Raw genomic sequence first — 19744 nt, forward strand, 5'->3', positions numbered from 1 at the left:
CGTCTCGGGGGCGCGGAGATGAGAATAGGAGACAGGCCCCCACCCCGCCCGTCACCTGGACCTGCCCCGGCGCCAGCGTCCGGGCCGTCTGCTGTGTGGACAGCGTGGAGGCACACCCCGGAGTCAGGGCCAGGAGCAACAGGGGAAGAATTCGCATGAAAAGTCACGTTATCCCCTTTCTGGCGCAGATGCTTCATTCCGGGGCGCCGCGCTGGTAAGGGGGCGCCGTGCGAATCAAACAAAAGCCCGAGGACTTCTCCGTCAAGGAGTCATACCGTTTCGACGAAGTCGACTCGGGACGTCACCGCGTCTACCTGATGGACAAGCAGAAGCTGTCCACCTTCGACGCCGTGACCCGGCTGCGGGATGCGTTCGGGCTCAAGCCCGGCGCCATCAGCTACTGCGGCCTCAAGGACAAGCAGGGCCGGACCGAGCAGATCATCGCGGTGGACGGCGCCGACGTGGACATGCAGGAGCCTGACCTGCGGCTGAAGTACCTGGGCCGCACGGACAAGCCGCTGTCCGCCGCCAACATCACCTCCAACCGCTTCTCCGTCACGGTGCGCGCGCTTCAGCCGGAGTCGCTGGGGCCCCTCAACGTGGCCGCCGCCGAGGTCAACCGCCTGGGCGTCATCAACTACTTCGACAGCCAGCGCTTCGGCTCGCTGAAGCACGGCCAGGGCTTCATCGCCAAGGACCTCATCCGGGGCGACTTCGAGGCCGCGCTGCACAACTACATGGCCAAGCCGTCCGAGCTGGACCGGACGGAGGACGCCAAGATCAAGGCCTTCTGGAAGGAGAACTGGGGCCGCTGGGACGCCCGCGTCCCCTACGAGGGCACGCGCAAGTACCACCGCGTCCTCAAGTCCCTGCGCGATCAGCCGGGTGACTACCTGCGCGCCTTCATGCAGATCGACGCGGACTACCGCGCGATGCTGATCTTCACCTACCAGAGCTTCCTCTGGAACGAGGGCGTGCGGCGCTACCTCCAGCTCATGCTGCCGCGCGAGCACCTCTTCCCCATGCGCTACCAGGCCGGCACGCTGCTGTTCCACCGCGACGCCAGCCCGGAGGTGCTCCGGACGCTGCGCGACGCCTCCTTCCCCCTGCTCGCGCCGAACTCGACGTTCAGCGACCCGAAGGTGGAGGAAGCCGTGCGCTGGGTGCTGGGCCGCGAGAAGCTCCAACTGTCGGACCTGCAGGTCCCCGGCGCCGAGCGCAGGCTCTACTTCAAGCACGAGGAGCGGCCCCTGCTGTCGTTCCCGCACAAGCTCGTCGTGGGCCGCACGCAGGCGGACGAGCTCAACCGCGACGACATCAAGGTCAACATCGCCTTCACCCTGCCGCCTGGCGCCTACGCCACCCTGGTCATCAAGCGGCTGTTCCACTTCGAGTACGCCGAGGACAGCGCGGAAACCATCCGCGCCTCGCAGCGGCCGAAGCTGGCGGAGGCCGAAGCCGCCGCCGCCGCGCACGAGCCCTCCAGCCGCCGGGGCCCGCCCCGCCGGGACGCGGACGGTGCGCGCGCCTCGAGCCGGGGCGCTCCGGGCTCGGAGACCCGCCGCCGTTCGTCCGGAGACCGCGACACGCGCGCGCCCGCCGGCAACCGCGATGCCCGGGGCGCTGGTGCTCCGGGCCGCCGCCGCAGCGGTCCGCGTGAGGTGGAGCTCCTGGAGCCCGCCTCGGGCCGCGCCCGCACCCTGGCCTCCAAGGCCCCCGCGCCCGCCAAGGTCGCGGAGCCCGCCGCGCCGCTGGGCTTCCGTGAGCGGCAGCGCCAGCGCAAGGACGCCCGCTCGGCCGCGCGCGCGGAGACCGAAGCCAAACGTGCAGTCAAGGCCAAGCCCGCGAAATCACGGAAGAAATAGAGATGTATCTCCCGGATGCAATGGGCGGACGGGCACGCCGTAGACCCAGGTGTGAACGCTCTTGCCCTCGACGACGCTCCCGGGACGCTCGCCCATGCCATCGGGATGCTGATGGCTGACGAAGCCCCTCCGCTTCCCTGGAAAGCGGACGTACAGGCCGCCCGCCGGGGTGACCCGTCCGCTTTCGAGGCCTTGGTTCGCAGCGTGCAGCGCCCGGTCTACGGCCTGGCGCTGCGGCTGCTCCAGAGCGAGGCCGAGGCCGCGGAGGTGGCGCAGGAAGCGCTGCTTCGCGCCTACCAGAACCTCCACCGCTACGACGACGCGCGCCCGTTCGACCTGTGGGTGCTCGCCATCACCCGCAACCTCTGCCTGGACCTGCTCCGCCGCCGCACCAAGGTGCGCACGGAGGAGCTGGAGCCCATGAAGGAGGTGCTCCCCAGCGGCGAGGCGTCGCAGGAGGAAGGCGCCATCGCCCGCGAGGAGCGGCAGTCGCTGGAGGAGGCCATGGCCACCCTGTCCGTCGAGGACCGGGAGGTGCTCGCCCTCTATTACGTCCAGAAGCGCACGACGAAGGAGATCGCCCAGATCATGGGCTGTGCGCCTGGCACCATCATGGCCCGGCTCTTCCGGGCCCGTGAGAAGCTGCGCAAGAAGATGACGGCCGAGGAGGCTCCACGATGAATCCCCACCTGTGCCCGGACCTCGAAGTCCTCTTCACGGAGCTGGAAGCCGGTGAAGGCCCCGCGCTGGACCACGCCGCCGAGTGCGCCGCCTGCGCCGCCGTCCTGGAAGATCATCGGCTGATGGAGCAGGACCTGTACCGGCTGGCGGATCCCCTCCCCCCGCCCACCCTGGTCGCCAACGTCATGGCGCGCGTGTCCGCTGAACCCGTGCCCCGGCGCCGCGAGGTCTGGTCCGGGCTGGCCATCCTGCTGACGTCGATGCTGGGCGGGCTGGGCTACCTGGTGATGAGCGACCAGGCGCTCGGCCGGCTGGGAACCGGGCTGGCCTCCGTCCTGGTGCAGGGGCGCCCCTTCGTTGAAGGCGTCCTCAGTGGCGCCCACGCGCTGTGGTCCACCGCAGGCCTGACGGTGGCCTGCTCTCTCGCCTTCCTCCTGCTGACGTCGCTGTACGGCCTCAAGCGGCTTGTCGGCACCGGGCCCACTCCTTCCGAAGCGTGAGCGAACCATGAAGCTCCTTCCTCGAATCCTCTTCCCCGCTCTGCTGCTCGGCGCCCCCCTGGCGCTTGCCCAGGACACGGCGCCCCAGGCCGGCGTGACGGCACCCGCCGCGAGCACCATCGACATCAGCTTCCGCGGCACCCTGCGCGACGCCCTCAAGACGATCGCCGACAAGGGGGGCCTCAACCTGGTCGTCACCGGCGACCTGGACTCGCCCGCCGAGGTCCACCTGCGCGGCGTCACGGCGAACCAGGCCCTGCGCACCGTGGCCCGGGCGTACTCGCTGCGCCTGGACCAGGACGGCACCATCTTCACGCTGCGGCCCATGACGGCGCAGGAGAAGCACGCCGCCGAATCGGGTGAGTCCGAAGCCAACGCCGACGACGCACCGAACGCGCCGCCCGTGGCCAGCGATCCGCCGGTGATGGCGATGCCTCCCATCCCGCCCATCCCTCCGATTCCCGACCTCCCGAACGCGTTCTCCGAGGAGACGCGGAACGAGATGAAGCGCGCCCGGGACGAGATGAAGCGGGCCCGCGACGAGGTGCGGCGCAACATGCGTCGCAACGGCAGCCGCAACGTGGTGGCGCGCGGACAGAACCTGGAGGTGAAGGACGGCCAGACGGTGGAGAGCGCCGTGGTGTACGGCGGCAACCTGGTGGTCCACGGCCACGTGAAGGATGACGCGGTCGCCTTCGGCGGCAACCTGGAGGTCCACGGCCGCGTGGACGGGGACGCGCATGCCTTCGGCGGCAACGTCATCCTGGGGCCGGACGCACACGTGGAGGGCGACGTGTCTGCCTTTGGCGGCTCGGTGGAGCGCGACGACGACGCCCAGGTGGAAGGCAGCATCGAGTCCTTCGGCGGCGCGGGCATTGGCCGCATGGTGGCCAGTGAAATCAAGAAGGGCGTGAAGGAAGCCAAGGACTCTTCCGAGAGCCGGAGGGACCGCGACGATGACGGCGTGGGCCTGGCGGGCTTCATCCTCACCTTCGCGATGCTCTTCGGGCTCGGCTTCCTGGGACAGATGTTCTTCCCCGCGCGCATGAAGCAGTTGGGCGAGGAAGTGCGCCGCAAGCCGGTGCAGGCGGGGCTCACCGGCTTCGTGGGACTGCTGGCGATGATTCCCCTCACGGTGGTGCTGTGCATCACCATCATCGGCATCCCGGTGGCGCTGGTGCTGTGGATGGCGGCCCCCGTCGCGGCGGCGCTCGGCTACGCGGCGGTGGCGAGCGAGCTGGGCACGCGGTTGCCCATCTTCCGCGGCCGGAAGACGCAGGCGGTGGTGCTGGCCCTGGGGCTGCTGGTGCTGATGGTGGTGGGCTCGCTCCCCATCATCGGCCCCCTCATCACCACGCTGGTCGCTCTGATGGCCCTGGGCGCGGTGGTCCGCACCCGCTTCGGTCACCGGCCGCAGGGCATGCCCGAGCCCGTCATCCCCTCGAGCGAGCAGCCGGTCTGACAGGGATTGCCGGGTGCTTTGCCCGGCGCGTCACGCACTGACGTAAGTCTTCAAGGGGACTGTCCCGGGTGCCACACGGCCCGAGACGGTCCCCTCTCGTTTTACGGTGTGCGCCTTAGCCAGGCTCGGGCGCGCCATCACCGTGCCTATCAGCCAGGCATGTTGGGCATGGCGCGTCATGCCGTCAGAGGCTTTGACCGCCCGGTCCGCGTGGGCCATTTTGGCACACCCTATGCGACGCCTTCCCGACGTACCGCCGCGCGGCCGGGCCATCACCGTGGACCTCGAGGGCGAGAGCCTCCCCGCCATCGAAGGTGAGCCGGTGGCGTGCTCGCTGATTGCCGCGGGTGAGCCCATGCTCGCCCGCTCCATCAAGTACCACCGGCCGCGAGGCCCCTACTGCTTCGCCGGGGCCTGCTCGCATTGCCTGATGCGGGTGGACGGCGTGCCCAATGTCTACGCGTGCCGCACACCCGCGCGGGACGGCATGAAGCTGGAGCGGCAGAACGCCTACCCCTCCGCGAAGGTGGACATCTTCGAGAGCATCGACTGGTTCTTCCCCAAGGGCATGGACCACCACGAGATGTTCGCCGGCGTCCCGGTGGCCGAGCAGGTGATGGCCAAGGTGGCGCGGCAGCTCGCGGGGCTGGGCCTGCTGCCCAAGACGCCCGCGCCCGAGACGGCGCCCGCGCGCACGGTGCGCACTCGCGTGGCCGTGGTCGGCGGTGGCGCGGCGGGACTGGCGGCGGCGCGCGTGTTGACCGAGCGGGACGTGGGCTTCCTCCTCATCGAGCGGGACGACGCGCTCGGTGGCCGGCTCGCGAATGGCGCGCCGGAAGCCGGCGGCCCCAGCCTGGACGACATCCACCGCATCTCCCCCAGCAGCGTGCTCACGCGGGCCACCGCGCTGGGCCTGTATGACGACGAGGCGGGGCGCTTCCTCGCGGTGGGCACCTGGGAGGCGGACGCGCCGCGCCTGCTGAAGGTGTACTCGGAGCGCTTCCTGCTCACGCCCGGCGGCCATCCGCCCACGCTCCCCTTCGAGAACAATGATTTGCCCGGCGTCTACGCGGGCCGCGCGGCCAGCCTGCTGCTGCGCCGCTACGACGTGGCGCCGGAGACAGCAGCCCTGGTGGGCTGGGGCGCGGAGCTGCACGCGCTGGCGAACCTGCTCCAGGAGCGCGGCACGAAGGTGGTGGCGGTGGTGGACCTGCGGGACACGCCGCCGGCGGGCGCCCATGCCACGGCGGTGCGAGGCAGCGAGCCCAAGGCCCATGGCCTGCGCGGCGTGAGCGCCTTCAGCTACACGCGCGAGGGCGGCGGACGCGAGAAGGTGTCGTGTGACGCGGTGCTGGTGTCCGTCCCCGTCAGCCCCAGCTTCGAGCTGGCGCGGCAGGGCGGCGCGAAGGTGCCGTTCGACGAGAAGCGCGGGCTCTTCGTGGTGGAGACGGACGCGGACGGGCGCACCCAGGCGCCGGACGTGTACGCCGCGGGTGACGTCACGGGCGGAGGCACTGCGAAGGACGCGGCGGCGGCCGGACGGCGCGCGGCCCAGGCGCTGGTGGGAGGGCTGTCATGAGCAAGGCGATGATCTGCTCCTGTGAGGACGTCACCGTCGACGACATCCGTCACGCGGTGTCCCGGGGCTTCTGCGACGTGGAGTCGGTGAAGCGCTACACCGGCTTCGGCACCGGCATCTGCCAGGGCAAGAGCTGCACGGCGGCGGTGGCCGCGCTGCTGGAGAAGGAGAAGGCGCTCAAGCCCGCAGCCGTGGTGCCCTTCACGCCGCGCCCGCCGCTCTACCCCACCGAGCTGCGGATGATGGCCTCCGCGCCCGTGGACGAGTCCCAGCCGCCCGTGGGCGGGCTGCCGCAGGAAGTGGACGCCTTCCCCGCCGCGCTGCGCCCGGAGGGCCCGGTGCCCGCGAAGGCGAAGGTGGTCATCATCGGCGGCGGCATCATGGGCCTGGCGCTGGCGTACAACCTGGCGCGCGCCGGTGAGACGGACGTGGTGGTGCTGGAGCGCGGCTACCTGTGCGCGGGCGCGTCCGGCCGCAACGGCGGCGGCGTGCGCATGCAGTGGGGCACGCCCTCGCTGGTGGAGCTGGCCAAGCGCTCCATCGAACTGATGAAGGGCTTTGCGCGTGAGCTGGGCATCAACGTCTGGCTGCGCCAGGGGGGCTACATCTTCCTGGCGAAGACGAAGCCGGTGGCCCAGCGGCTGGAGCGCAACGTCTCGTTGCACAACCGCTTCGGCGTCCCCACCCGGCTCATCACCCCCGACGAGGCGCGCGGCATCGTCCCCGGGCTCACGATGAAGGACTGCCTCATCGCGTCCTACAATCCCGAGGACGGCGTCATCTTCCCCTGGCCCTTCCTGTGGGGCTACGCGCAGGGCTGCCAGAAGCGCGGCGTCCGCGTGGAGACGTACACGGACGTCACCGGCTTCGAGACCAGCGGCGGCCAGGTGCGCAAGGTGAAGACGACGCGCGGGGACATCGCCTGCGACACCGTGGTGCTGGCCGCCGGCGCCTGGAGTCCGCAGGTGGCGAAGCTGGCGGACGTGAAGCTGCCCAACGAGCCGCACCGCCACGAAATCCTCAGCACCGAGCCGCTGAAGCCCTTCCTGGGGCCGCTGGTGTCCGTGCTCGACAGCGGGCTGTACTTCAGCCAGTCCATGCGCGGCGAAATCGTGGGCGGCATGGGCGACGCCAAGGAGCCCGCGGGCCTCAACATGGGCAGCACCCTGCGCTTCGTGTCGCGCTTCGCGCAGGCGCTGATGGAGCAGCTGCCCGAAGTGGGCCACGTGAAGGTGCTGCGCCAGTGGGCCGGCTGCTACGACGTGACGCCGGACAACAACCCGATTCTGGGACGCACCCCGGGACTGGACAACCTGCTCCAGATGTCCGGCTTCGTGGGCCACGGCTTCATGATGGCCCCCGCCGTCGCGGAGCGGATGGCGAAGTGGATGGCCACCGGCGAGTCCGACGAGCTCTTCACCCGCTTCAACCTCCGGCGCTATTCTGACGCGGCGGGCCATTCGCGAGACTTCGGCACCGGGACGCTGGAGCGCGAGGACATGGTCATCGGCTGAGCCCCTGGCCACGCCGTTCCCGGGCCGCGCCTGGACCCCGTCTCCACCGGGTCCGGACACGGCCCTTGTATTTTTCCGGAGCCTGTCCTGGCTGGAGACAACGGCTGGGGAGCGAATTGACCCGGAACGCACCAGCTCCGGACAATCTCGCAAATCACGAAAACAACTGGCGACCGTCAGCGGAGCTGTGAAGCGCCTTTACATCAACAACTGAGTTACCTGGACAGGGACGCACCAGTCGCGTGTGCCGGCGCGGTGCCCGCTCCGAGGAGAGACGCTCGGAGTGGAGCCATGGCACGGCGCGTGCCTTGGCGCCTCGCCGCGCAATCCAGCGCGAGGAGGTGTTCCGATGTTCCCGAAGAGCGTTCGTGCGCTGTTCCTGGTGGGAGCCCTGTCTGCCTGCGGTACCGAAGCACCTCCTGACGTTCCCAACGCGGACGGCCAGGAGCCGCTGCAGTCGCAGGAGTCCAACGTCATCGTGGGCTCGGTGAACTGGGTGAGCGCCACGACGCTGTCCGGCACGCAGCGCACGCGCTCGCGCGCGGTGGGCTACCTGTCCATTCCGGCGGTGGGCTCGCGCTGCACGGCGTGGCTGGTGTCGCGGGATGTGATCATCACCAACAACCACTGCGTCGGCAGCAGCTCCGAGGCTTCCGGTGCGCGCGTGTCCTTCAACTATGAGGACGGCGTCAGCTCCACCGCTCGCGTCTGGTACAACTGCGGCACGATGATCCGCACCTGGGCCGGCGACGACATGACGGCGCTGCGCTGCACGGCCACCAACGGCCAGCTTCCGGGTGACGTGTACGGCTGGCTGACAGTGGCCAGCGCCAACGCCGCCACCAACGCCAGCATCTACGTGGTCCACCAGAACTGCGACTACTACACGACGAGCGGCTGCACGCCGACGAAGAAGTCCTCGCCGGGCGTGGTGCGCAACGCCAACTACAGCACCACGGACCTGTCCTATGACGCGGACACGCTGGGCGGCTCGTCCGGCTCGCCCGTGCTGTCCTCGTCTTCGCACCAGGTGGTGGGCCTGCACCACATCGGCCTGGGCGGCAACTCGCAGGGCCGCGGCACGGCCAACACCGGCGTGAAGGCCACGCGCGTGAAGGCGCGCCTGGCCGAGATTGGCCTCTAGAGCCGAGCCCCCGCGCTACGCGGGTGAGGGCTCGCCCGCCAGCGGCAGCGTCTGGGGGGCCTGCCGTGGTGGGAGCAGCAGCTCCTCCCGCCGCAGGCCCCGCAGCGCCATCCGTCCCAGGCTCCGCTTGAGCCCGCGTGGCAGCAGCGGCAGCAGCCGCATCACCCACCGGTGCCCCAGGCCCGGGTACACCAGGGCCTGGCCGCGCTCGAAGCCGGCGAGCGCCTCGCGGGCGCAGCGCTCCAGCGACAGATGGAAGAAGGGCGCCAGCGACTCCGCGCCCTCCACCCCCGATTCCCACAGCGGCCCTGGAGCCACGCGCGTCACCGTGACGCCCTGCCCCTCCACTTCCAGGCGCAGCGCCTCCGTGAAGCCGTCCAGGAAGCGCTGGGTGGCGGAGAAGGTGGCCGAGCCCGGCAGGATGAGCTGCGCCGCGCCGGAGCCGATGTTGAGGATGCCGCCCCGTCCACGCTCCAACATGGGCTTGAGCAGCCGGTGCGTCAGCAGCGCGGGCACCCAGACGTTGGCGCGCAACATGGCTTCCACACGCCCCCAGCCCTCCTGGGCATAGAGCGCCTGGTCGCCTTCCGCGGCGTTGTTCACCAACACGTCCACGCGGACGAACTGCGACTCCAGTGAAGCGAGCAGCGCGTCCACCTGCTGGGGATCGCACACGTCGCAGGATTCGACGAGCACGCCCAGCGTCGGGTAGTTCAGCAGGAGTTCCTCGCGCAGGGGCTCCAGGCTCTGGGCCTGATGGTCCACGAGCACCAGGGTCCGAACGCGATGAGCAAGCAGCCGGGCAAGCTCCCGGCCAATTCCCCGGGCCGCGCCGATGATCAGCACGGTTCCTTGGTCGATGGGGAGAGGACGCATGACGAAATCCTCCGTTCGTTGAGGTGCCCATCGTGCGCACGCCTTGCGCGGTCTGCCGCTCCCCCCGCAGGGTTTGCATGCCTGGACAGCAGGCGACCGGCGCGGCGCTGGCACGGCTCTTCCATCTGGGGCGTGCCATGCCCAGAAAAGAAGACATGGCGACTGTTTCCCGAATCCTCGTTCCCGTGGACCTGTCAGACGGCTCCCGGGAGGTCATCGACTACGCGGTGAAGCTCGCTCGGCCTTTCAAGGCATCGGTCGAGGTGGTCCACGCCTGGGAGCCACCCCAATACGTGGCGCCCGACCTGCTGGTGGCCGCGCCGGGGTGGAACTCCCAATCGCTGGAGCACGTCGCCGTGGAGGCAGCGACCAAGGAGCTGACGGCCCAGATGAACCAGGGGGAGCCCCCGGGCGTCCCGGTGAGCCAGAAAATCGTCGTGGGTGAGGCGGCGTCCACCATCCTCGACCTCGCCGAGCAGGACCAATGCGACCTCATCGTCATGGGCACTCACGGCCGGCGCGGCCTTCCCCGCCTGCTCCTGGGAAGCGTGGCGCAGAAGGTCGTCGCCCGCGCGTCCTGCCCGGTGCTCACCATCCACCTGTCCGAGCGGAAGTAGCGCGGACGCGCCTCACGGCCCCGGCGCGGGAGCCACCGGGGGAGCGGCCTGCTCCCCCGCCTTCCGCCGCGCGGCCAGCACCGTGGGCACGGCCAGCACCGCCATGGCGGCGACAACGAGCGCGGCGCCCACCAACTCCAAGGCCCCCGCGCCCGGCTGGCCCAGGGTGACGGACATCACCACGGTCGCGACCACTCCGGCGAGCACGCTGGACGCGCGATTCACCGGCACGCAGAAGGCGTTCTCCCGCCCGTCCAGGAGGATGAGGCCGCCGAAGATGCCGGTGGCCTGCGACAGCAGTCCCACGGCAATCTCGGAGACCAGGTGGCCTCGCGACAGGGCCCCGGTGAAGCCGTCGCGGATGTCACCGAGCACGCCATCACCGCCGATGAGGGCCAGCACCGCCAGGGTGCCCACCAGCACTGGCGTGGCCACCATCTGCTCCTCTACGAAGTAGCGGATGGAGACCTCACGCTCGCCGGACTTGGCCAGTTGGCTCATTGCGCGCAGCCGGAAGAAATAGGCCGCCAGGTACACGCCCACGTCCACCGTGGCCAGGAGCGTCAGCGTGGGGCTGACCGACGAGCCCGCGGCCACCGCCACCGCCGAGAAGCTCAAGCCCAAGGCCACCCATGAGGGCCAGCGCACCCGCCGTCCACTGAGGACGTCCACCAGCGGCGCCAGGACGAGCACGCCGCCGCGCATCAACAGCATCATGAAGACGATGGACGCCCCCGGCAGGGTGTACGCCAGCGTCGTGGTGCCGATGATGGCCGCCGAGCAGAGCCCGGACAGCAGCGTCCACCGCCCTGGTGCCGGCACCTGGAGGCCCCACACCTGGCGGTGCCCCGCGTAACGCCACCAGCGCATCCACGTGAGGAAGGCGAACATCCCCACCAGCGAGGCCGCGGTGCTCACCGGCAGGAGCGTGAAGCCGGAGATGCCCTCCCGCATGCCTGGCAAGGCGCCTCCGGATAGCGCCTTCGTCAGCGCGCTGTAGGGGGCATAGGCCACGAAGTAGCCCAGGGCGTACCCCCAGATGCTCAGGTCACGGACGTCATCATTTCGAAGAGGCGTGGCGGACAGGACGTGTTCCTGGGTGGGGGGGTGGAGACTGGGTTGTGCAAGCCGCACGCCGGGGAGGTAACGGCGTGGGCACGCAATCGCTTTCGTGCGAGCGCGTATCCAGCGGTGTCACGGCTTTCACAGGAGCCTCGCATGCGCTCGTCCCCCATTGCCACTCTGGCCCTCGGGCTCGCCCTCGCCACCCCTGCCTTCGCCGAGGACGACGCGAAGCCGCCCCAGAAGTGGAAGGTGGTGTGCGCCACGCAGTCGAAGGACGGAAGCCGCGCCGTCCAGGGCACGGACCTGATCATCGAGGCCGGCGAGAAGGTGAAGGACGGCGTCGCCGTGGAGGGCAACGTCATCATCCGCAAGGGCGCGGTGGTGGAGGACGTCGTCGCCATCCGGGGCCGCGTCATCGTCGAATCCGGTGCCCGGGTGACGGGCAGCGCGGTGTCCCTGGGCGGAGAGGTCCGCGTCCACAAGGGCGCCGCTGTCGACGGGGACGCCATCGCCCTGGGCGGAAAGCTGAAGGTGGATCAGGACGAGGCGGTGAAGGGCGACAAGGTCAGCCTGTCCTTCGAGATTGGCGGCCGGGACATCGTGCGCGGCTTCATTGAAGGCGCGCTCGACGAGGAGACTGGCTGTCACATCGTCGACGAGAGCGACAAGGACGTCTGAGTCACGCGGCGCTGGCCGGCCCCGGCGGCACGGCCGGCTCGGTGCCGGAGCGCGTCAGCGGCATCAGCGAAGCCCGCAGCGACAGGATCTGCTCGCGGGCCAGGTTCTTCAGCGTCTCCACGTCCGCCAGCGTCATCCCTTTGGTGGAGATGGGCGTGCCCACCGTCACCAGACCGCGCGAGGTGGCGAAGCGCCAGGAGTGCTTCGGCAGCGCCCGCCGCGTCCCGCTCACCGCCAGGGGCAGCACGTCCGCCTGCGCCTCGATGGCCAGCCGGAACGCGCCGTCCTTGAAGGGCAGCAGGTCATCCGTCTTCGAGCGCGTCCCTTCCGGGAAGATCATCACCGGCATGCCCTTGGCCAGCCACTGGCGGCACTTCGCCATGGCGCCCGTCGCCGAGTCGCGGTCGCCGCGGTGCACGGGGACGTCCCCCGCCATCCACATGCTCCAGCCCACCACGGGAATCTTGAAGAGGCTGGCCTTGCCCAGCCACTTCATCTCCCACGGCAGGTGCGAGATGAGGAACGGGTCCGCGTTGGACTCGTGGTTGCTCACGACCACCGTGTTCGGCGCGAGCTTGTCCGGCACCGGGCCATGCACGCCGAAACGCCAGAACGGCGTCAGCTTCGCCGCGGTGACGCCGATGAGCCGGAAGCAGCGCCCCGTCACGTGGCGCTTGTGGTCGAAGGCCCAGGTCAGGATGGCCAGCGACAGCTGCACAAAGAAGCCAACCAGCGCCACCAGGCCAATCTCGATCCACGTCCAGATGGAGAGCAGTGCGTTCATGAGAGCCTCGAACAAGCGTCAGCGAACCGCGGGGTCCAGGTCCACGCTCACCGGACAGTGGTCTGATCCGATCACGTCCGGGTGGATGCCAGCCTTGCGCACGTAGGCCATGGCCGCTGGTGAAGCCAGGACATAGTCGATTCTCCAGCCGATATTCTTCTCCCGAACGCCGGCCCGCTGACTCCACCACGAATAGTTCCCCCCACCCTTGTTGAAGTGGCGGAAGGTGTCCACCCAGCCGGCACGAATCCACCGGTCGAACTCCTCGCGCTCCTCGGGCCGGAAGCCGCTCGTCTCCCGGTTCTCCTTGGGCCGCGCCAGGTCGATGTCTTGATGCGCTGTGTTGAAGTCCCCCATCACCAGCACCCGGCCACCATCGCGCAGGGGCTTCTCCAGCCGCTCGAAGAGGCGCCGGTAGAAGGTCAGCTTGTAGGGGATGCGGCTCAGGTCCCGGTCCTTCCCGTTGCCGTTGGGAAAGTAGCCGTTCACCACGGTGAGCTTGCCGAAGCGGGCAATCTGCAGGCGCCCTTCGACGTCCAGCTCCCCCACGCCGAGCACCGTCACGACTTCATCGGGCTCCAGGCGGCTGTACAGTCCGACGCCGCTGTAGCCCGGCCGCTCCGCCGCCACGAAGTGCGTCTTCCACCGGGGCGGTGAGCGCACCTCGTCGGGAAGCTGGTCGGCGCGCGCGCGGACCTCCTGCAGACCAACGACTTGCGCCCGGCACCCCGCGAGCCAGGGCAGGAAGCCCTTGCGGTGCACCGAGCGAAGTCCGTTCACGTTCCACGAAACGACTCGCACGGGGAAGGCTTATGGCCCGCCCCGTGCGGCATTACCAGCCCCTACCGCACACACGGGCGGTAGGGGCGAACAGGAGACCTGCTACGGCTCCGCCGCGCTCGACGCGTTCTGCGGCTGACGCGTCGGACGGAGGATGAAGTCCGCCGAGTTGTCGTTCGAGTCGTGACCGTTGCCCAGCTGCGCGTCCGCGCCGGTGGTCATGGACTCCACCGTCGAGGTGGCCGAGGCCTTGCGCTCGTAGCTGCCCGCGACGGGCGGCACGGTGGCGATGCGCGTGCCCTCCGGCTGGTTGGCGTTGCTGCCGTAGCCCACCGTGTCCACCACCAGCGGCGAGGTGATGGCGTCGGTCATCGCCATCTCCGGGTAGCCCAGGCGCACATGGCCCGCGGAGCCGCCCATCGCGATGGTGCCACCCCAGTTCGCGTTACCCGTCACAGTGTTGCCCGACGAGCTCGCGTAGCCCGACGACACCGCCAGGAAGTAGCTGCGCGGCGCGATGACCGAGCCGGCGGGCAGCGTGTAGCTGCTGTTGTAGCCGGTGGTGCTCGTGGCGGACTTGTACTGGAGCTTCCAGCCAGAGATGTCCACCGCGCTCGACGTCGGGTTGTAGAGCTCGATGAACTCGTCGCCGGCGCCACCGGGGCCCGCGGGCGCGAACTCGCTGATGACGACGTGGCCCGTGCTGCTGCCCGCGGTCACCTGCACCGCCGCCGCGATGGACTGACCGTTCAGCGCGGCCACCAGCTGACCCTCGCCGCCCGTGCTGCCCGCGGTGAAGTCGAACTTGGCGGACAGGCTGTTGGCCGGCACCGTCACCGTCGCCGGCACCGTGCCGAGCGACGCGGGCTCCAGCGCGAGCTGGATGACCGTGTCCTGCGCCGGGGGAACGTCCAGCTCCACCGTGAAGCCCTGCGTCTGGCCAGCGCTCACCGAGATGACCTCGGGCGACAGCGTGGCCAGCTCAGCGGCCTGATCCGCCGCCAGCACCCGGACCGTGGCCGCACGCGTGTCGTTGCCCAGCGTGGCCGTCAGCGTCGCCTTGTCCGTCTCCGGATCCGCGGCCAGGTTCGCCGTCACCTGCACCGTGGCGGAGCGCTCACCCGGGGCGATGCGCACCAGACCACCCTGCACGTTCAGCACGGCGCTGGACGAAGTAATCTCCACCCAGACCTCCGCCGGAGCGTCCTCACGCAGACGCACCGTCAGCGCCTCGGGGAACGTCGCCCCCGTGGTGCCGGTGCGCGCGAAGGTGCCCGTCGGACCGAAGCTGTCCAGCGAGACCTGGACCGTGCCCGCGTCGGTGCCGGCGTCGTCCTCGCCCGTGCCCGCGTCGGTGCCGGAATCCGGCTCACCCGAACCACCGTCTTCATCCGAACCCGCGTCCGGCTCGCCTGAACCACCATCCTCGGTGGTGCCAGCGTCGTCCTCACCGGTGCCCGCGTCCTCGGTGGTGCCGGCGTCCTCTTCACCGGTGCCAGCGTCGTCCTCACCGGTGCCAGCGTCGTCCTCACCGGTGCCAGCGTCGTCCTCACCGGTGCCAGCGTCGTCCTCGGTGCCGGCATCCTCCTCGGTGCCCGCATCCGGCGTGGTGCGACGGCAGCTGTTGTCACAGCTGTCGTTGTTGTTTCGGTTGCCGTCGTCGCACGTCTCGCCAGCCTCGACGATGCCATTTCCGCAAACGGGCCTGACTTCAGGGTCGTCGCCACATGCGGACATGAAAAGGAGCAGTGCGGACAGCGGCGCCAGCATCTGCCGGAAGGACCAGGGCATGGGTAAAGAGTCTCCGTTGAAACTTGAAGAGCCCCCTGCATCCCATATCTGTCACCCACGACGCAATCCGGGCGGCAGTTTCCGATTTCACTGGACTCAAGCCCGGCTTCTGATCCTCCCGGCCACCCCTCTCAGGAGGGAGGCACCGGAGCGTGCTCCCCGACCTCATGGGGCGGCTCCAAGCCGTGGTCCACGAGGAAGACACGCACGGCCTCGGCGATCTCCGACCCGGCCTCCAGCAGGCCCGCGTGCCCCGCGTCATCCACCCGCATCCAATGTGCGTGCGGCATTGCGTCACGCATTCGTTCCATCTCCCCCAGCGGAACGAGCAAATCGTTGCTGGCGGCGACGATGAGCGTGGGCACCTGCACCGTCCTGGCCACATCCCAGGCATGGCCCTCCACCATGCCCCGAAGGGTGTACCAGTAGGCCCTGGGGCTCATCCGGCGCAGGGCGAGCATGAACTCGTCGATGTCCGCCCGAGGCGCCCGGGCCCGGAGCGCCCCCACCATCCGCGCCAGGGGATAGGCGAAGCGGCTGGCCATCACCGCGTGCGCCACGGGCGCCGCCAGCGGCAGCGTGGGCGTGGCCAGCTTGAGCATGCCCCGGGTGGCGGACAGGAACGCGCGAGCCCCCGTCGAGTCCACCCCCGAGCCGAACGCCCCCGGCGCCCCGGCGATGAGCGTCATGGACGGAACCAGGTCCGGCCGCCGCCGGTACAGGTCCAGCAGGACGCGCACGCCCATGGAGAACGCCACATGGTGCGGCGGCCGCCCATCCCCCCGGGCCATCACCGCCTCGGTGATGCGCTCCAGATCATCCACGTGCACGCGAATCTGATACCCGTCCCCCAGGGATTCATCGCTGCTGCCGTGGCCCCGGTAGTTCCAGTGCACCACCCGGTGGTCCTGCTCCAGGTTGCCCACCAGGTAACGCCAGAAGTTCTCCGAGGAGCCAATCCCATTCGTCAGCAGCACCGTGGGGCGGGCCGCCAGCTCTGCGTCGGCGGTGGCCTCCCGGAGGTTTCCGAAGTGGGTATGCCAGGCGACCCGGGTACCATCCGGGGCAGTCACAAAGCGCGTGGTGCGACGGTAGGGCATGCCACCTCCCACGATGAGGCGCCCGGGCCGGGGGCGCAAGCATCAACCTGCCCTGACGGGCGCGTCCCGGGGTATGAGGGGGGCGCCATGCTTTGCGTCGACGTGGAACGGTTCGATATCCGCCCTGCCCTGGCCCACTACGCCGAGCACGGCTACGCGAAGCTGGGCCGGGTGCTGGGTGACGAGGGCCTGGACGCGCTCCGCGAGCGAGCCGACGACCTGATGCTGGGCCGGGTCGTCCACCCGGGCCTCTTCTTCCAGCCGGACGCCACCACCGGCCGCTACGAGGACGCCCCCCTGGGACTGGGCTGGCAGGGCCCCTCCCTGGACTACCGCAAGCTGGAGAAGCTGGAGAAGGACCCGCGCTTCCTGGCGTGGATGGAGAACCCGCTGTTCGAACGCATCGCCCGGGCGCTCATCCCCGGCGACATCGTCCTCTACCGCGCCATCCTCTTCCACAAGGGGCAGGCCGGCGGCAGCAACCTGCCCTGGCACCAGGATGGCGGCCGATTGTGGGGGCTCACCCACGAACCGGAGCTGCAGATATGGACCGCGCTGGATGACGCCCCCGAGGACGGCGGCTGTCTGGAAGTCGTCCCGGGCAGCCACCGCGGCGGACTGGTGACGCCCCTGGGCGGGGTGATTCCTCCGGACGCGGTGGCGGCGGCCGACGCTGAATCCCGCGTCCTGTCCCTACCGGCGCGCGCCGGCGAGGCCATCCTGGTCCACAACCACCTCTGGCACCGCTCCGGACGCGGGCGCCCCGGCCTGCGCCGCCGCGCCTTCTCCGCCTGCTACATGGACGCGGTCGTGCGCTGCCTGCGCAAGAAGAAGGCCCCTCGCGTCTTCCCGCCCATGTTCCGCCGCTGACCTCAGCCCACCAGGGGCATGCGCAGCGGCGGATCCACCGGCTCCTTCGTGCGCCGCGCCACCGGCAGGGAGACGCGGAAGGTGCTGCCCCGTCCCTCCTCGCTCTCCACGGAGATGTCTCCACCGAAGCCGGTGACGATGCCGTGGCAGATGGACAGGCCCAGCCCCGTGCCCTCGCCCACCGGCTTGGTGGTGAAGAAGGGGTCGAAGATGCGGGCGCGCACCTCCGGCGGCATGCCCATGCCCGTGTCGCGCACTTCGATGATGACGCGGTCCCCGGCGCTCCGCAGGCTCAGCCGGACCTCATGCTGCTCCGACTGGCCTACCGGAATGGCCTGCGCGGCGTTGATGAGCAGGTTGAGGAACACCTGTCCGAAGCGGCCCTCGTTGCCCTCCACCAGCGGCACCTCGCAGTAGTCGCGGACCAGCTGCGCGCGCAGCTTCAGCTCACTGCGCGCCAGGGTGATGGCCGACTCGAGCACCGCCTGCACGTTGACGGCGGTGGCCACCTCGTCGTCGCCCCGGGAGAAGGTCCTCAAGTCCCGGACGATCTGCCGCACGCGGTGCGCGCCGTCGGTGGCCTCGCGCAGCACCTCCTCCAGCTCCGCCATGCGGCCCGACGGCAACTCCGGCGCCAGGGCGTGCAGTTCGCCCGCGAGGAACGACAGGTTGGAGAGGACGAAGGCCAGCGGGTTGTTGATTTCGTGCGCCACGCCCGCCGCCAGCGTGCCCACCGCCGCCAACCGGTCCGACACCACGAGCTGCGCCTGCATGGCCTTGCGGTCGGTGATGTCCACCGCCACGCCCGCCAGCAGCCGCCGCCCGGAGCGCTCCCGCACGATGAAGCGGTAGGTGAGCCAGTGGCGCTCGGTGCCGTCGCGCGCGGGAACCATCATCTCGGTGATGCTCTGCTTGCCGGATGTCAGCACCGCCTCGTCGTCCCGGCGCGACTGCTCGGCGGAGGTCGCGGGCATCAACTCCACGTCGGCCACGTTGGACATGTCCGCGCCCACCGGGTAGCCGAAGAACCGGCTGTAGCGCGCGTTCACCCAGATGCGGCGGCCCCGCTCGTCCTTCATGAAGGCCATCGCGGGGATGTTGTCCATGAAGGACGCGAACAGCTCCTGCGACTCCTCCAGCGCGCCCATCGCCAGCGTGTTCTGCACCATCAACTCCTGACGCGCCTGGGCCTCGGCCGCGTTGCCCATGGCCGCGCCGAGCAGGCCCGCCATCAGCTCCAGCGTGCGCACGTCCCGGTCCTCGAACGTGTTCGGCCGCCGGCTGGTGACGTTGAGCGCGCCCACCGGGCGGCCCTCGCGCCACAGCGGAACGCAAATCATCGACCGCGCGCCCACGTGGCGCAGCGCCGTCACGTTGACCCGAACGTCCGCCTCCGAGTCATCCGTGCGCATCACCTCGCCCTGCAACAGGCTGGCGCCCGTGAGGCTGCCCTCCACCTTCAGCCGGAAGCCGATGAAGGGCGCCAGGCTGCCGGTGGCCACCAGGTAGGTCACCTCCTCGTCGGTGTCCGCCCCCAGCAGCGCCACCGCCGCGCCGTCCGCGCCGCACAGCACCCGTGAACGCTCGCACAGCAGCCGCATCAGCTCGTCGAGCCCGTAGCCCGCCATCGCCACGTCCGACTGCATCTGGATGATGGAGGCCAGCCGCGCCACCTCGCCCCGCGCCTCCGCCTCGGACGTCCGCCGCTGGCGCCGCGCCGCCACCCGCCGCTCCAGCAACAACCGCCGTGAGCGCACCTGCACCGGGGTGAAGGGCTCCACCAGGAACTCGTCCACGCCCGCGGCCAGCAGCGGCTCGAGCGCCGCGTCGGTGTCATCCCGCGCCAACCCCAGCACCAGCGGCTCCTCGGGACGGGCCCGCGTCCGCAGCGCGTCCAGCCAGCGCGCGTCCTCCACCAGGTCCGCCGCGTCCACCACCAGCACGTCCACGGGCCCGTGCCCCAGCGCCGCGCCGGCTTCCACCACGTCGGCGGTGATGAACACGGCCTGGCCCTGGCGCCGCAGCTCCTCCGCCACGGGGTGCCGGTCATCGGTGGTGAGACACAGGAACTTCATCCAGTCGCTCTGCTCCGGGGCCCCAAACACACGGGGTGAAAAATACTATGATTCTGTAGCACGGCATTTCCAGCCAGGGGCGTCTTGACGGGTGGGGGTCAGGCGCACCCCATGTCCGGTGGAAACATACTGGCAGGAGGGCAAACGGGTGGCCACCGGGTGACGCCAGGACGCTATCCTCCGCGCGTGCCGGGCATCCCTGGAGTCGTGGTCGCCGAGCAGCCGCATTACCTGCCGTGGGTGGACTTCCACGAGCAGTTGGCCCGCGCGGGGACCTTCGTCGTGCTGGACAACGTGCAGTGGCTGCGGCGCGGCTGGCAGCGGCGCACGCGGGTGGCCCTGCCCCACAACGTCCCCCAGCCC

General features: G+C 70.1%; 18 protein-coding genes. 11 read left to right on the plus strand and 7 right to left on the minus strand.

What is annotated here, in order from left to right; genetic code table 11:
• Positions 1–227 precede the first annotated feature (227 nt).
• The 7 genes from truD to FMP39_RS33910 all read left to right on the plus strand — a co-directional run bounded on the left by truD (position 228) and on the right by FMP39_RS33910 (position 8745).
• Positions 228–1865: a tRNA pseudouridine(13) synthase TruD gene (gene truD, locus FMP39_RS33880; RefSeq protein ID WP_141594152.1), complete on the plus strand. Its 1638-nt coding sequence runs from the start codon at positions 228–230 to the stop codon at positions 1863–1865.
• A gap of 15 nt (positions 1866–1880) precedes the next feature.
• Positions 1881–2546 carry an RNA polymerase sigma factor gene (locus tag FMP39_RS33885; protein ID WP_141594153.1) on the plus strand — a complete coding sequence of 222 codons (666 nt, stop codon included), beginning with the start codon at positions 1881–1883 and terminating at the stop codon, positions 2544–2546.
• Complete coding sequence (locus FMP39_RS33890) at positions 2543–3046, plus strand: hypothetical protein (RefSeq protein WP_141594154.1); 504 nt, start codon at positions 2543–2545, stop codon at positions 3044–3046. The genes FMP39_RS33885 and FMP39_RS33890 overlap by 4 nt, the downstream gene beginning before the upstream one ends.
• 7 nt (positions 3047–3053) lie before the next feature.
• A complete protein-coding gene (locus FMP39_RS33895; protein WP_194858675.1) occupies positions 3054–4508 on the plus strand; it encodes a hypothetical protein in 1455 nt (484 codons plus the stop codon).
• 232 nt (positions 4509–4740) lie between these two features.
• Positions 4741–6087: a 2Fe-2S iron-sulfur cluster-binding protein gene (locus FMP39_RS33900; RefSeq protein WP_194858676.1), complete on the plus strand. Its 1347-nt coding sequence runs from the start codon at positions 4741–4743 to the stop codon at positions 6085–6087.
• The gene (locus FMP39_RS33905; protein ID WP_141594157.1) at positions 6084–7601 is read left to right on the plus strand and encodes an FAD-dependent oxidoreductase; all 1518 of its coding nucleotides are present in this window, start codon (positions 6084–6086) and stop codon (positions 7599–7601) included. The genes FMP39_RS33900 and FMP39_RS33905 overlap by 4 nt, the downstream gene beginning before the upstream one ends.
• 349 nt (positions 7602–7950) lie before the next feature.
• A complete protein-coding gene (locus FMP39_RS33910) occupies positions 7951–8745 on the plus strand; it encodes a serine protease (protein WP_141594158.1) in 795 nt (264 codons plus the stop codon).
• Positions 8746–8760: 15 nt separating this feature from the next.
• Here the strand turns inward: FMP39_RS33910 and FMP39_RS33915 are convergent, their stop codons facing one another.
• Positions 8761–9621: an SDR family oxidoreductase gene (locus FMP39_RS33915; protein WP_141594159.1), complete on the minus strand. Its 861-nt coding sequence runs from the start codon at positions 9619–9621 to the stop codon at positions 8761–8763.
• A 155-nt stretch (positions 9622–9776) separates the two neighbouring features.
• On the opposite strand from FMP39_RS33915, the gene FMP39_RS33920 reads away from it, so the two are divergent.
• Positions 9777–10238, plus strand: coding sequence for a universal stress protein (locus FMP39_RS33920; protein ID WP_090495356.1), 462 nt, complete (start codon positions 9777–9779; stop codon positions 10236–10238).
• A gap of 12 nt (positions 10239–10250) precedes the next feature.
• On the opposite strand, the gene FMP39_RS33925 is transcribed toward FMP39_RS33920, so the two are convergent.
• Positions 10251–11372, minus strand: a complete 1122-nt coding sequence (locus FMP39_RS33925) for a hypothetical protein (protein WP_228558568.1) — start codon at positions 11370–11372, stop codon at positions 10251–10253.
• An 84-nt stretch (positions 11373–11456) separates the two neighbouring features.
• Here FMP39_RS33925 and FMP39_RS33930 point away from each other — a divergent pair, with 84 nt between their 5' ends.
• Complete coding sequence (locus FMP39_RS33930) at positions 11457–11981, plus strand: hypothetical protein (RefSeq protein ID WP_141594160.1); 525 nt, start codon at positions 11457–11459, stop codon at positions 11979–11981.
• Between the two features lies 1 nt (position 11982).
• Here the strand turns inward: FMP39_RS33930 and FMP39_RS33935 are convergent, their stop codons facing one another.
• From FMP39_RS33935 to FMP39_RS33950, 4 genes are all read right to left on the minus strand, one after another.
• Positions 11983–12765 (minus strand): 1-acyl-sn-glycerol-3-phosphate acyltransferase, encoded by a 783-nt coding sequence (locus FMP39_RS33935; RefSeq protein ID WP_194858677.1) that lies wholly within the window; start codon positions 12763–12765, stop codon positions 11983–11985.
• Positions 12766–12783: 18 nt separating this feature from the next.
• A complete protein-coding gene (locus FMP39_RS33940) occupies positions 12784–13566 on the minus strand; it encodes an exodeoxyribonuclease III (RefSeq protein ID WP_141594162.1) in 783 nt (260 codons plus the stop codon).
• Between the two features lie 81 nt (positions 13567–13647).
• The gene (locus FMP39_RS33945; RefSeq protein WP_141594163.1) at positions 13648–15336 is read right to left on the minus strand and encodes a lamin tail domain-containing protein; all 1689 of its coding nucleotides are present in this window, start codon (positions 15334–15336) and stop codon (positions 13648–13650) included.
• Positions 15337–15467: 131 nt separating this feature from the next.
• Positions 15468–16436 carry an alpha/beta fold hydrolase gene (locus FMP39_RS33950; RefSeq protein ID WP_141594164.1) on the minus strand — a complete coding sequence of 323 codons (969 nt, stop codon included), beginning with the start codon at positions 16434–16436 and terminating at the stop codon, positions 15468–15470.
• An 87-nt stretch (positions 16437–16523) separates the two neighbouring features.
• Here FMP39_RS33950 and FMP39_RS33955 point away from each other — a divergent pair, with 87 nt between their 5' ends.
• Complete coding sequence (locus FMP39_RS33955) at positions 16524–17306, plus strand: phytanoyl-CoA dioxygenase family protein (RefSeq protein WP_141594165.1); 783 nt, start codon at positions 16524–16526, stop codon at positions 17304–17306.
• Positions 17307–17308: 2 nt separating this feature from the next.
• On the opposite strand, the gene FMP39_RS33960 is transcribed toward FMP39_RS33955, so the two are convergent.
• Complete coding sequence (locus FMP39_RS33960; RefSeq protein ID WP_228558569.1) at positions 17309–19381, minus strand: ATP-binding protein; 2073 nt, start codon at positions 19379–19381, stop codon at positions 17309–17311.
• 186 nt (positions 19382–19567) lie between these two features.
• Between FMP39_RS33960 and FMP39_RS33965 the strand changes: the two genes are divergently transcribed.
• Positions 19568–19744 (plus strand): WbqC family protein (locus FMP39_RS33965; protein WP_228558570.1); only part of this gene is annotated, 177 nt, incomplete at its 3' end.

Origin of the sequence: Myxococcus sp. AB056, assembly GCF_006547365.1 — a bacterium.
Lineage (GTDB): Bacteria > Myxococcota > Myxococcia > Myxococcales > Myxococcaceae > Myxococcus > Myxococcus virescens.

Coding starts and splice junctions, on each gene's coding strand:
- FMP39_RS33930 (WP_141594160.1), top strand. CDS start 11,457: ATGCGCTCGTCCCCCATTGCCACTCTGGCCCTCGGGCTCGCCCTCGCC.
- FMP39_RS33910 (WP_141594158.1), top strand. CDS start 7,951: ATGTTCCCGAAGAGCGTTCGTGCGCTGTTCCTGGTGGGAGCCCTGTCT.
- FMP39_RS33945 (WP_141594163.1), bottom strand. CDS start 15,336: ATGCCCTGGTCCTTCCGGCAGATGCTGGCGCCGCTGTCCGCACTGCTC.
- FMP39_RS33885 (WP_141594153.1), top strand. CDS start 1,881: ATGCAATGGGCGGACGGGCACGCCGTAGACCCAGGTGTGAACGCTCTT.
- FMP39_RS33900 (WP_194858676.1), top strand. CDS start 4,741: ATGCGACGCCTTCCCGACGTACCGCCGCGCGGCCGGGCCATCACCGTG.
- FMP39_RS33905 (WP_141594157.1), top strand. CDS start 6,084: ATGAGCAAGGCGATGATCTGCTCCTGTGAGGACGTCACCGTCGACGAC.
- FMP39_RS33915 (WP_141594159.1), bottom strand. CDS start 9,621: ATGCGTCCTCTCCCCATCGACCAAGGAACCGTGCTGATCATCGGCGCG.
- FMP39_RS33920 (WP_090495356.1), top strand. CDS start 9,777: ATGGCGACTGTTTCCCGAATCCTCGTTCCCGTGGACCTGTCAGACGGC.
- FMP39_RS33935 (WP_194858677.1), bottom strand. CDS start 12,765: ATGAACGCACTGCTCTCCATCTGGACGTGGATCGAGATTGGCCTGGTG.
- FMP39_RS33960 (WP_228558569.1), bottom strand. CDS start 19,381: ATGAAGTTCCTGTGTCTCACCACCGATGACCGGCACCCCGTGGCGGAG.
- FMP39_RS33890 (WP_141594154.1), top strand. CDS start 2,543: ATGAATCCCCACCTGTGCCCGGACCTCGAAGTCCTCTTCACGGAGCTG.
- FMP39_RS33895 (WP_194858675.1), top strand. CDS start 3,054: ATGAAGCTCCTTCCTCGAATCCTCTTCCCCGCTCTGCTGCTCGGCGCC.
- FMP39_RS33950 (WP_141594164.1), bottom strand. CDS start 16,436: ATGCCCTACCGTCGCACCACGCGCTTTGTGACTGCCCCGGATGGTACC.
- FMP39_RS33955 (WP_141594165.1), top strand. CDS start 16,524: ATGCTTTGCGTCGACGTGGAACGGTTCGATATCCGCCCTGCCCTGGCC.